Raw genomic sequence first — 11,856 nt, 5'->3', positions numbered from 1 at the left:
TCTGGTCGAGTAGCACAGCCGACGGAGCCCGTCTTGACCTACCGCAAGCCGGTTTGCCTCAATCCTTCAGCATGCCGGCGCGCATCGCCAGCCGCACCAGCTCCGACAGGCTGCCCGCCTGCATCTTGGTCATGACGTTGGCGCGGTAGACCTCGATGGTGCGCGGGCTGATGTCATAGTCGCGGGCAATCAACTTGTTGGAAAGGCCTGCGACCAGCCCTTCCATGACCTGGCGCTCCCTGGGACTCAAGGAGGCTACGCGGGCGGCGATGTCCTGTAATACAGCCTCGTTCCTGGCGGCAGGCTCGGCCTGACGGATCGCGCTCTCGATCATGGCGGTGAGGCGGTCGTCCTCGAACGGCTTTTCCAGGAAGTCGACGGCGCCGAATTTCATGGCCTCGACCGCGAGAGGCACGTCGCCATGGCCGGTCATGATCAGGATCGGAAAGGGCGAGCTCTGCGCCTTCATTCGCTTCAACAGCTCGATCCCGTCGAGGCCAGGCATCCTGATATCGGAGACGACGCAGCCGAAGGCGAGGGCGGGCAGGGAGTCGAGGAAGCTTTGCGCGTTGTCGAACAGGGTGACGCCGAAGCCTGCGGACTCCAGCAGGAAGTTGAGCGAGTCCCGCATCGCCTCGTCGTCGTCGATGACGTAAACATGTCCCTTGGTCGTCATTGCTCAGGCCTCATCGGCTGCCGGCAGGGTGAAGCGGAATGTCGCGCCGCCCGATGCGTTGTTCTCGGCGGCCATGCGGCCGCCGTGAGCCTCGATGATCGAGCGGCTGATCGACAGTCCCACGCCCATGCCGGTCTCTTTGGTAGTGAAGAAGGTCTGAAACAGATTTGGCATGACATCATCCTGGAAGCCGGAGCCGGTGTCGGATACTTCCACCTCGATCATGTCTTCACGGACGCGGGCGTTGGTGACGACGAGCTCGCGCTGCGGCGACTGCGCCATCGCCTCCAGCGCATTTCGGAACAGATTGACCAGAACCTGCTGGATCTGCACGCGGTCGGCGAGCACAAGGTCGGCGCCTGGATCGAGAGTAAAGCGGAGCTGCACGTTCTGCTCGCGCGCGCCGGCGAGCCCCAGCGCGCCGGCTTCCTCGATCAACTTCGACAGGCTCTCGACCCGTTTCTCGGATTCGCCACGGGAAACGAAATCGCGCAGCCGACGGATGATCTGGCCGGCGCGCAGTGCCTGCTCCGACGCACGATCCAGCGCGCCCTCGATCTTCGCAACGTTGGGATCAGAGCTGCCCGCGAGCAACCGCCGCGATCCCTTCATGTAGTTGCTGATCGCCGCCAGGGGCTGGTTGATCTCGTGGGCGAGCGCGGATGCCATCTCGCCCATCGCCGTCAGACGCGAGACATGGACGAGTTCGGACTGCAATTCGTGCAGCCTTGCCTGGGTCTGCTGATGCTCGGTGAGGTCGCGGACGAAGCCGGTGAAATAGGGCTCGCCGCCGGACTGCATCTCGCCGATCGACAGATGCATCGGGAACGTCGTGCCGTCGCGGCGCTTGCCGGTGACGATGCGGCCGATGCCGATAATGTGCGGATCATTGGTCGAGCGATAGCGCGCGATGTAGCCGTCGTGTCGGGTGCGGTCCGGCTCCGGCATCAGGATGCTGACGTTCTGGCCGATTGCCTCCTGCTCGGACCAGCCGAACAGGCGCTCGGCGGCCGTCGAGAACAGCTGCATGATGCCGCGACCGTCGATGACGATCATGGCGTCGGGAATGGTATGCAGGATGGAGCGGAGGTGGTTCTCGCGCGTGCGCAGCGCTTCCTCGACCTGTTTCTCCGGGTCGATGTCGAGGAGGATTCCGCTGAGATGCCGCGCGATGCCGGCGTCATCCCTGATGAGGCCGGCGCGAGCCCTGATCCACTGGCCCCGGTCGGAGTTGGCGGAAATCCTGAACGAGACGTCGAAGCCGCCGCCGCGCTCAATGACCTGGCTGATCGCAGCCTCGACGCGCGCGCGATCCTTGGCTTCGAGGCGCGACATCAGAAGGTCATAGCTCGCCGGCTGACCCCGCTCGACACCCAGCAGCATCCGCGCGGTCTCCGACCATTCCAGCTCGCGCGTCGTGAGGTCGAGATCCCAGGTACCGACGCCGAATCCCTCGATCCGGACCCGGAAATGCTCGCCGCGATGATCGTCCGGCGGATGCGTCACACGGGTCGGCGACAAGTCGTGGCTCCCATTCTGCAAGCCGCGGGCGAGGTGCTGCTAGCGTGCCGACAATCTCGCCCATGGCCGCGCCGGAGGCAAGTTCCGATGTCTGACCGCATCGGTGGATTTCCCGGCACCGCGCGGGGCAATTTGATCTATCTCATCCTGCCCGGCTGCAGCGGGCTTACAATGTTTGGTCAAAGCTCACCCCACGGGAGGCTCCCGATGACATACGCGACCGTGATGGTCAGCCTGGCGCTGGATCAGCTCAACACTGCGCGCCTTCAGGTCGCGGGCGAGCTGGCCGAACGGTTCGAGGCTGACATCGTCGGGATCGCCGCAGCGCGATTCGCCCCGCCGCTCTATTTCGCCGATGGTGCCCAGGCCCAGCGGCTGGTCGATCAGGAGGAGGGCTCCGTCAAGCGGCGCCTTGCCGATCTGGAGGCGCAATTCCGCGCCGCGACCAGGACGCGCGGCGGGCGCGCGGAATGGCGCAGCGCCGCGGATTTTCCCGCACGATACGTGCTGGCGCAGGCGCGCTGCGCCGACATCATCGTCAGCGGCGGGCAGGGCCCCACCTTCTCCGATGCCTTTTCGACGGCAAGCCCCAGGGATCTGGTGATGCAGATCGGCCGGCCACTATTGGTCGTGCCTGATCAAATCAACTGGCTCGATCTGCGCTGCGTGCTGGTGGCCTGGAAGGACACGCCGGAGGCGCGGCGCGCGGTGGCCGATGCGCTGCCGATGCTGCGCAAGTCCAAGGACGTCATCGTCGTCGAGGTTCCGGAAACGAACGACGACCGCTCGGTGGTGATGGCACATGTCAGCGACGTCGCCGCCTGGTTCGCCCGCCACGGCGTCACTGCGACGGCGCGCGTCCCAGCGGCGACGAACGAAACCGCTGCCGTGCAGTTGGACAGCATTGCCGACGATGTCGGTGCCGGCCTGATCGTCGCCGGCGCCTACGGCCATTCCCGCTTCCGCGAACTGATTCTCGGCGGCGTCACGGAATATCTGGTCACGCAAACCGCCCGCTGCGTGCTGCTGTCGCACTGACGGCGAGGCGGCACAGACAATCGATGAGGACGCGCTGTGTACAAATTCCTTGAGCAGACGGTCGAAAACTACATGACGCGCAACGTCAGCACGGTGCGGCGTGACCACGATCTGCTCGCCCTCAGTGAGATGTTCGAACAGGATGATTTCAACTCCTATCCGGTCGAGGATGACGGTCAGGTCGTCGGCATCGTCACCAAGTTCGACATCCTGAAGTGCTTTGCGTTCACGCCGAGCCAGATGCTGCCGCGCTATCACGACCTGATGAACCGCAAGGTCGGCGAGGTCATGACGCCGGAGTTCATCTATGTCGGCCCGGAAACGCGGCTGACGCGCGTGCTCCAGCTCATGGTCGAGCACCGCATCCGCAGCATCATCGTGCTCGACGGCGCTCAGAAGCTGGTCGGAATCATCGCGCGCGAGGACGTGATCGCGGCGCTCAAGGCGACGGCGAGCGACTGACGATCGACAGAAACACGGCGTTTTTCGGCCCCGTGAATTTCCGCAGAGGGCGGTCCGCCATGAGCTCGGCGCAATGCACAAGCGCTTGATATCGCTCGAAGACCAGCAACGGCCTCGTCTTAGCAGAAATCCATCTATCTTGATTTCAATCAATTCCCCGCGAGCGTGAATGTGGTTTCTGGCGGCGTGTTCTTTCAGAGAGAATCCGCGATGCCCCAGCCCTCCATCTCGAAAACCATGACGTTTGGCGAAGGCGGCCTGGCGTTCACCTTCGCGGTTACCGCCTTCCTGTGCCTGATTGCCTCGGCCAAGGCGGTCGACGCGCCCTTCGCCTTTCACGCCGGCCTGAGCGCGGCGGCGAGCCTGGCCGCGATGTTCTTCATCGTCAACCGCTACTACGACCGCCCGGCGGCGCTGCCGCCTGCCGAGATCAATGGTCGCCCCAACTACAATATGGGCCCGATCAAGTTCACCGCCGTCATGGCGATGGTTTGGGGCATTGCGGGCTTCCTGGTCGGGCTGATCATCGCCTCGCAGCTGGCCTGGCCCGCGCTGAATTTCGATCTACAATGGATTCAATTCGGCCGGTTGCGGCCGCTGCACACTTCCGCGGTGATCTTCGCTTTCGGCGGCAACGTGCTGATCGCGACATCCTTCTACGTGGTGCAGAAGTCCTGCCGCGCGCGGCTTGCCGGCGATCTCGCGCCTTGGTTCGTCGTGCTCGGGTACAACTACTTCATCCTGATCGCAGGCACCGGCTATCTGCTCGGCGTTACGCAGTCCAAGGAATATGCCGAGCCGGAATGGTACGCCGACCTCTGGCTGACCATCGTCTGGGTGACTTATCTCCTCGTCTTCCTCGGCACGATCCTCAAGCGCAGGGAACCGCACATCTTCGTCGCGAACTGGTTCTATCTCGCCTTCATCGTGACGATTGCGGTTCTGCATCTGGGCAACAATCCCGCTTTGCCGGTGTCGTTCTTCGGCTCCAAGTCCTACATCGCCTGGGGCGGCATCCAGGATGCCATGTTCCAGTGGTGGTACGGCCACAACGCCGTCGGCTTTTTCCTGACCGCCGGTTTCCTCGCCATCATGTACTATTTCATTCCGAAGCGCGCGGAGCGGCCGATCTATTCCTACCGGCTCTCGATCATTCACTTCTGGGCGCTGATCTTCCTCTACATCTGGGCCGGCCCGCACCATCTGCACTACACCGCGCTCCCCGATTGGACGCAGACGCTCGGCATGACCTTCTCCATCATGCTGTGGATGCCCTCATGGGGCGGCATGATCAATGGCCTGATGACGCTGTCGGGCGCCTGGGACAAGCTACGCACCGATCCCGTGCTGCGCATGCTCGTGGTCTCCGTCGCCTTCTACGGCATGTCGACCTTCGAGGGACCGATGATGTCGATCAAGGTCGTCAACTCGCTCAGCCACTACACTGACTGGACCATCGGCCACGTGCATTCCGGTGCGCTCGGCTGGGTCGGATTCGTCTCCTTCGGCGCGCTGTACTGCATGGTGCCTTGGGTGTGGAATCGCAAGGGGCTCTACAGTCTCAAGCTGGTCAACTGGCATTTCTGGATCGCGACGCTCGGCATCGTTCTCTACATCTCCGCGATGTGGGTGTCGGGCATCCTGCAGGGCCTGATGTGGCGTGCTTACACCTCGCTCGGCTTCCTCGAATATTCCTTCATCGAGACCGTCGAGGCGATGCATCCCTTCTACGTCATCCGCGCCGCCGGCGGCGCGCTGTTCCTGATCGGCGCGCTGATCATGGCCTACAATCTCTGGATGACCGTTCGCGTCGGCGAGCAGGAAGTCCAGATGCCCGCCGCTCTTCAGCCGGCGGAATGAGGAGCTTCCCATGTCGTTCTGGACGCGCCACCAAATCTTCGAAAAGAACTCGATCATCCTGGTCGTCGGCATCTTGCTGGTGATCGCGATCGGCGGCCTCGTCGAGATCACGCCGCTGTTCTACCTCAAGAGCACGATCGAGGTGGTCGACGGCGTCAGGCCCTACACGCCGCTGGAGCTCGCCGGCCGCAACATCTACGTCCGCGAAGGCTGCTATCTCTGCCATTCGCAGATGATCCGTCCGTTGCGCGACGAAGTCGAACGCTACGGCCACTTCTCGCTCGCCGCCGAGAGCATGTTCGATCATCCGTTCCAATGGGGTTCGAAGCGCACAGGTCCTGACCTTGCCCGCGTCGGCGCCAAATATTCCGACGACTGGCACGTCACGCATCTGACCAATCCGCGCGCGATCGTGCCGCAGTCGGTGATGCCGGGTTATCCGTTCCTCAGCTCAACCGAGGTCGATCCGGCGACGATCGCCGACCATATGCGTACGCTGCGGGCCGTCGGCGTTCCCTACACCGACGACCAGATCGCCAACGCCGCCGCCGACATGAAGGCCCAGGCCGATCCTGACAATGCCGGCAGCGACGCCTTCACGAAGCGCTATGCCAAAGCCGTCGTGCGCAATTTCGATGGCAAGACCGGCACGCCGACCGAGATGGACGCCCTGATCGCGTACTTGCAGATGCTCGGCACGCTGGTCGACTTCAAGCTCTACAACGAGAAAGCCAATCTTCGCTGAGAAGGCATCACCGATGAAAGCCATCCTGACACTCGACAATCTCGCTTCCGGTCTCGTGACTACGATCTGGACGCCGGTCTTCGTCGCGATCTTTCTCGCGATCATCGCCTACGCGCTCTGGCCCCGCAACAAGGCCGCGTTCGACGAAGCGGCCCGCCTGCCGCTGCGGGAGGAGTGATCATGAGCGAGCATCATAGCGAGATCGATTCCGTCAGCGGCAGGGCCACGACCGGTCATGAATGGGACGGCATCAAGGAGCTCAACACCCCGCTGCCGCGCTGGTGGGTGATCTGCTTCTACCTCACCATCGCCTGGTCGATCGGCTACTGGATCGTCTATCCGGCCTGGCCGCTGATTTCGAGCAATACGACCGGTCTGTTGGGGTACTCGACACGCGCCAACGTCGCGGTCGAGCTTGCCAAGCTCGAGAAGATCAGGGGCGACAAGATGGCGGCGCTCGGTGCAGCCGCGCTCGCCGACATCGAGAAGGATCCGGCCCTGCTGGCGCTCGCCCGCGCCAAGGGCAAGACCGTGTTCGGCGACAATTGCGCGCCGTGCCACGGTTCGGGCGCTGCCGGCGCCAAGGGCTTCCCGAACCTGAATGATGACGATTGGCTGTGGGGCGGCACGCTCGACCAGATCGTGCAGACCATTCAGTTCGGCGTACGCTCGGGTCACGCCAAGTCCCATGAAGGCCAGATGCTGGCTTTCGGCAGGGATGGCGTGCTGAAGGGCGACGAGATCGTCACGGTCGCCAATTATGTGCGATCGCTGTCGGGTCTCTCGACCCGCAAGGGCTATGACCCCGTCAAGGGCGAGAAGATTTTTGCGGACAATTGCGTCGCCTGTCACGGCGACGGCGGCAAGGGCAACCAGGAACTCGGCGCGCCGAATCTGACCGACAAGATCTGGCTCTACGGCTCCGACGAGGCCGCCCTGATCGAGACCATCACGAATGGCCGTGCCGGCGTCATGCCAGCCTGGGAAGGGCGGCTCGATCCCGCCACCATCAAGGCGATGGCGGTCTACGTCCACTCGCTGGGTGGTGGAAAATAGCTGAGCATTATCAAGCGGCGGCGAACAAAATCGCCCCCGCTTGAGCTGGATCAATCGACGCGGCGGCGGGGGATCTAGGTTTAATCGCACCTTCTCGAGACAACCCGCGCGATGAACAAGACCGTGAACCCGAACGATCTCACATCGGATGAAGACTACGGGCCGCTCTACGCAGCCCGCAAGAAGGTCTATCCGCAGAGCGTCCAGGGCACCTTCCGCCGGATCAAATGGGGCCTGATGGCGTTCTGCCTCGGCGTCTACTACTTCCTGCCTTTCGTGCGCTGGAACCGCGGCCTTGGCGCCCCCAGCCAGGCTGTGCTGATCGATCTTCCCAACAGCCGCTTCTATTTCTTCTTCATCGAGCTGTGGCCGCAGGAAGTCTATTATTTCACCGGCCTTTTGATCCTCGCCGCGGTGACGCTATTCCTGATGAACTCGGTCGGCGGCCGCATCTGGTGCGGCTATCTCTGCCCGCAGACGGTGTGGACCGATCTGTTCTACGCCGTCGAGCGCTTCGTCGAAGGTGACCGCCGCGAGCGGATGATGAAGGACAAATCCGCCGGCGCTTTGACGGTCAAGCGCGTCTCCGAGATCGCGCTGAAGAATTTCATCTGGCTGATGATCGCATGGTGGACCGGCGGCGCCTGGGTGCTCTATTTCAACGACGCCCCGACGCTGGTGAAGCAGCTCCTGACATTCCAGGCGCCTGTCATCGCCTATATCTGGATCGGCATCCTCACGGCAACGACCTACGTGCTCGCCGGCTTTATGCGCGAGCAGGTCTGCACCTACATGTGCCCGTGGCCGCGGATCCAGGCTGCGCTCACCGACGAATGGGCGCTCAACGTCACCTATCGCTACGACCGGGGCGAGAAGCGTACCTCGGTCAAGAAGGCGGCCGAGCTGCGCGCGGTCGGCCAGCATGTCGGCGATTGCATCGATTGCTATCAATGCGTCGCGGTCTGCCCGACCGGCATCGACATCCGCAACGGGCCGCAGCTCGAATGCATCCAGTGCGGGCTCTGCATCGACGCCTGCGACAACGTCATGACCAAGATCGGCCGGCCGAAGCGGCTGATCGGCTATGACAACGACATCAACATCCAGCGCCGCCAGGACGGCAAGGCGCCGATCTACCGCATCGTTCGCGCCCGCACCGTCGCCTACAGCGCGATCATCGCGGCCGTCGGCGGTATCATGCTTTACGTGCTGGCAACGCGCAGCCTGCTCGATGTCAACGTACTGCATGATCGCAACCCGGTCGCGGTCAAGCTCAGCGACGGCTCGATCCGCAACGCCTACACGGTGCGGCTGCTCAACAAGAGCGGCTATGACCGCGTCATCGCGATCGACGCGGACGGGCCGGTCAATCTGACCACGCATGTCGTCGGCGTCGATTCCGTGACGCCTGACAGGCCGATGATCGTGGTCCCGCGCGACTCCACCAGCGAGCTGCGCCTGCTCGTCACGGCACCCGCCGACAGCAATCCCGAGAAATCGATTCCAGTGCGCTTCCACGTCACCGATATCGGGCTCGGCGAGGTCGCCACCACCACCGACAATTTCGTCGCGCCGTAAGTTCAGGAGACTGAAATGGCCACCAAGCCGCTGACCGGAACGAAGGTGCTCCTGATGCTGGTCGCCTTCTTCGGGCTGGTGATCGGCGTCAACGTCACGATGATGAAGCTCGCGATCGCGACGTTGCCGGGCACCGACGTCGACAGCCCCTATGCCGCGGGCCTCGCCTATGACCACGAGATCTCGGCGGCGCAGGACCAGGCCGCACGCAAATGGAAGGTGAGTGCGCATATCGACCGGCGCGCCGACGGCAATGCCGTGCTTCAGGTCGAGGCACGCGATGCGGCGGACGAGCCGCTGACCGGGTTGCGGTTCGCAGGCCGCCTGGAGCGGCCGACCGACAAACGCGCCGATCTGGCCGTCGAGCTCGCGGAGGCCGGCATCGGCATCTATCGCGGCAGCGCATCTGCCGTTGCGCCGGGCCAATGGGATCTGGTGATCGAGGGCGACGCCAGGGGCGAGCGCGTGTTCCTGTCACGCAACCGCGTGGTCCTGAACTGAGGTCTCGCCATGCAGGTCACACGCGATTTCTCTCACTACGTCCGGGCCGCGGGCGCGGGTTTCCAGCATATCGATCTCGCGGTGGATGGCGTCCACTGCGCGGGCTGCATGGACAAGATCGAGCGCGGCCTGTTGGCCATTCCCGACGTCACGCTGGCGCGGGTGAACCTCACCGACCGGCGTGTCGCGCTGGAATGGAAAGAGGGCACGCTGGATCCGGCGCGATTTATCGATCGGCTCGAGGAACTCGGCTACAGGGCCTATCCTTACGAAACCGAGAGCGCTGAGGCGACCGAGGTCGCGGAAGCGCGCTTCCTGCTGCGATGTCTCGGCGTTGCCGCGTTTGCGACCATGAACGTGATGATGCTGTCGATCCCGGTATGGTCGGGCAACGTCTCGGACATGCTGCCGGAACAGCGCGACTTCTTCCACTGGCTGTCTGCGCTGATCGCGCTGCCGGCGGCAGCCTATGCCGGCCAACCGTTCTTCCGCTCGGCCTGGCGCGCGCTGTCCAACAAGACCACCAACATGGACGTGCCGATCTCGATCGGCGTGGGTCTTGCGCTCGGCATGTCCGTGGTCGAGACCATCAACCACGCCGGGCACGCATATTTCGATGCGGCGATCATGCTGCTCACCTTCCTGCTGGTCGGCCGTTTCCTCGACCAGAATATGCGGCGGCGGACCCGCGCGGTCGCCGGCAATCTGGCGGCGTTGAAGGCGGAGACCGCAGCGAAGTTCGTCGGACCTGACGAAATCTCGCAGGTGCCGGTCGCAGCGATCCATCCCGGCGACATCGTGCTGCTGCGGCCCGGCGAGCGCTGTGCGGTCGACGGCACGGTGATCGAGGGGCGCTCCGAGATCGACCAGAGCCTGATCACTGGCGAGACGCTCTATGTCACGGCCGAGCAGGGTACGCCCGTCTATGCGGGCTCGATGAACGTCTCGGGCACGTTGCGGGTGCGGGTCTCTGCTGCATCGGAGGCGACGCTGCTTGCCGAGATCGCCCGGCTGCTCGACAATGCGCTCCAGGCGCGCTCGCGCTACATGCGGCTGGCCGACCGTGCCTCGCGGCTTTATGCGCCGGTGGTGCATGCGACCGCGCTGATCACGATTCTGGGCTGGGTGATCGCGGGCGCGAGCTGGCATGATGCTGTCGTCACCGGGGTTGCGGTTCTGATCATCACCTGCCCCTGTGCGCTCGGGCTTGCGATCCCGACCGTGCAGACGGTGGCCTCGGGCACGATGTTCAGGGCTGGCGTGCTGCTCAATTCCGGCGATGCGATCGAGCGCCTCGCCGAAGCCGACCACGTCATCTTCGACAAGACCGGCACGCTGACGCTGCCGGATCTCGACGTGAGCAACGCCGCAGACGTTCCCGGCGAGATTTTCGAGCTGGCCGGACGCCTCGCATTGTCGAGCCATCATCCCGTCGCCGCCGCGGTTGCGCAGGCTGCCGGCGCGAGATCGCCGATCGTCGGTGCCGTCGAAGAGGCCGGGCGCGGCGTCCGCGCAGCGGTGGACGGTGTTGAGATCCGCCTTGGCCGTGCTTCCTTCTGCGGAGCGGAGGCGTTGGTGACCGGCGCCGATCTCGACCCCGAAGCTTCGGTCGTCGCCTTCAGCAAGGGCGACGCGAAATTCGCCCTCTCGGTGCGCCAGGGTCTGCGTCCGGATGCGCAGGCCGTGATCGCGGCGCTGAAGGATCGCAACATCGGTATCGAGATTCTCTCCGGCGACCGCGAGCCCGCCGTGATCGCGGCGGCTCATGCGCTCGGCATCGCCGAATGGCGCGCCGGCGTGACGCCGGCCGACAAGATTGCGCGGATCGAAGAGCTGAAGCGGCGCGGTGCAAAGGTGCTGATGGTCGGCGACGGCATGAACGATGCGCCGTCGCTCGCGGCAGCGCACGTCTCGATGTCGCCCATCTCGGCCGCGCATCTGAGCCAGGCCACCGCCGATCTCGTCTTCCTCGGCCGACCGCTGGCGCCGGTTGTCGCGGCCATCGATTCCGCGCGCAAGGCGCTGCATCTGATGCGGCAAAATCTCTGGCTTGCGATCGGCTACAATGTGCTGGCCGTGCCGGTCGCGATCAGCGGCGTCGTGACGCCGCTGATCGCGGCGGCCGCCATGAGCGGATCCTCGATCCTGGTGATGCTGAATTCGCTGCGCGCCCGCAGCACCTCGCGGGAGATCGTGTGATGGAGATCCTGGTCATCCTGGTGCCGCTGGCGCTGATGCTCGGCCTCGCCGGTCTTGCCGCCTTCCTGTGGTCGCTTCGCAGCGGCCAGTATGACGATCTCGACGGCGCCGCCTGGCGGGCGATTGCCGACGACGATGATGAGACCCGATCGCTCCAGCCGGGACGCGGCTCTCCACTCGGTGAAAGCAGCGGCAAGTCGGGGCCTGCATAAATATGCCT

General features: G+C 64.1%; 12 protein-coding genes. 10 read left to right on the top strand and 2 right to left on the bottom strand.

The features are described 5' to 3' along the window. Positions 1 to 58: 58 nt before the first annotated feature. Positions 59 to 676: a response regulator FixJ gene (gene fixJ / locus ACVW16_RS08775; RefSeq protein ID WP_456735919.1), complete on the bottom strand. Its 618-nt coding sequence runs from the start codon at positions 674 to 676 to the stop codon at positions 59 to 61. Positions 677 to 679: 3 nt separating this feature from the next. Beyond that, positions 680 to 2,197, bottom strand: coding sequence for a sensor protein FixL (fixL, locus tag ACVW16_RS08770; protein ID WP_456735918.1), 1,518 nt, complete (start codon positions 2,195 to 2,197; stop codon positions 680 to 682). A gap of 207 nt (positions 2,198 to 2,404) precedes the next feature. Here fixL and ACVW16_RS08765 point away from each other — a divergent pair, with 207 nt between their 5' ends. The 10 genes from ACVW16_RS08765 (at position 2,405) to ccoS (ending at position 11,848) form a co-directional block, all read left to right on the top strand. Beyond that, positions 2,405 to 3,235, top strand: coding sequence for a universal stress protein (locus tag ACVW16_RS08765; protein ID WP_456735917.1), 831 nt, complete (start codon positions 2,405 to 2,407; stop codon positions 3,233 to 3,235). A gap of 36 nt (positions 3,236 to 3,271) precedes the next feature. Continuing rightward, entirely contained in the window at positions 3,272 to 3,697 is a 426-nt protein-coding gene (locus ACVW16_RS08760) for a CBS domain-containing protein (protein ID WP_456704906.1), read from the top strand. A 210-nt stretch (positions 3,698 to 3,907) separates the two neighbouring features. Next, a complete protein-coding gene (gene ccoN, locus ACVW16_RS08755; RefSeq protein WP_456735916.1) occupies positions 3,908 to 5,557 on the top strand; it encodes a cytochrome-c oxidase, cbb3-type subunit I in 1,650 nt (549 codons plus the stop codon). Positions 5,558 to 5,567: 10 nt separating this feature from the next. Continuing rightward, positions 5,568 to 6,302 (top strand): cytochrome-c oxidase, cbb3-type subunit II, encoded by a 735-nt coding sequence (ccoO, locus tag ACVW16_RS08750; RefSeq protein WP_456704904.1) that lies wholly within the window; start codon positions 5,568 to 5,570, stop codon positions 6,300 to 6,302. Between the two features lie 13 nt (positions 6,303 to 6,315). Next, a complete protein-coding gene (locus ACVW16_RS08745; RefSeq protein WP_014497064.1) occupies positions 6,316 to 6,480 on the top strand; it encodes a CcoQ/FixQ family Cbb3-type cytochrome c oxidase assembly chaperone in 165 nt (54 codons plus the stop codon). Positions 6,481 to 6,482: 2 nt separating this feature from the next. Further along, complete coding sequence (gene ccoP, locus ACVW16_RS08740; RefSeq protein ID WP_456735915.1) at positions 6,483 to 7,358, top strand: cytochrome-c oxidase, cbb3-type subunit III; 876 nt, start codon at positions 6,483 to 6,485, stop codon at positions 7,356 to 7,358. Between the two features lie 111 nt (positions 7,359 to 7,469). Then, positions 7,470 to 8,936, top strand: coding sequence for a cytochrome c oxidase accessory protein CcoG (ccoG, locus tag ACVW16_RS08735; RefSeq protein ID WP_456735914.1), 1,467 nt, complete (start codon positions 7,470 to 7,472; stop codon positions 8,934 to 8,936). 15 nt (positions 8,937 to 8,951) lie between these two features. After that, on the top strand, positions 8,952 to 9,437 hold the full coding sequence (locus ACVW16_RS08730; RefSeq protein WP_456704901.1) for a FixH family protein: 486 nt from the start codon (positions 8,952 to 8,954) through the stop codon (positions 9,435 to 9,437). 9 nt (positions 9,438 to 9,446) lie between these two features. Continuing rightward, the gene (locus ACVW16_RS08725) at positions 9,447 to 11,636 is read left to right on the top strand and encodes a cation-translocating P-type ATPase (RefSeq protein WP_456802340.1); all 2,190 of its coding nucleotides are present in this window, start codon (positions 9,447 to 9,449) and stop codon (positions 11,634 to 11,636) included. Then, positions 11,636 to 11,848 (top strand): cbb3-type cytochrome oxidase assembly protein CcoS, encoded by a 213-nt coding sequence (gene ccoS, locus ACVW16_RS08720; RefSeq protein ID WP_456704899.1) that lies wholly within the window; start codon positions 11,636 to 11,638, stop codon positions 11,846 to 11,848. Before ACVW16_RS08725 ends, ccoS begins: the two co-directional genes overlap by 1 nt. The last annotated feature ends 8 nt before the right edge of the window (positions 11,849 to 11,856 follow it).

This window comes from Bradyrhizobium sp. USDA 4474 (assembly GCF_054057515.1).
This window is presented reverse-complemented; position numbering and strand designations above follow the sequence as displayed.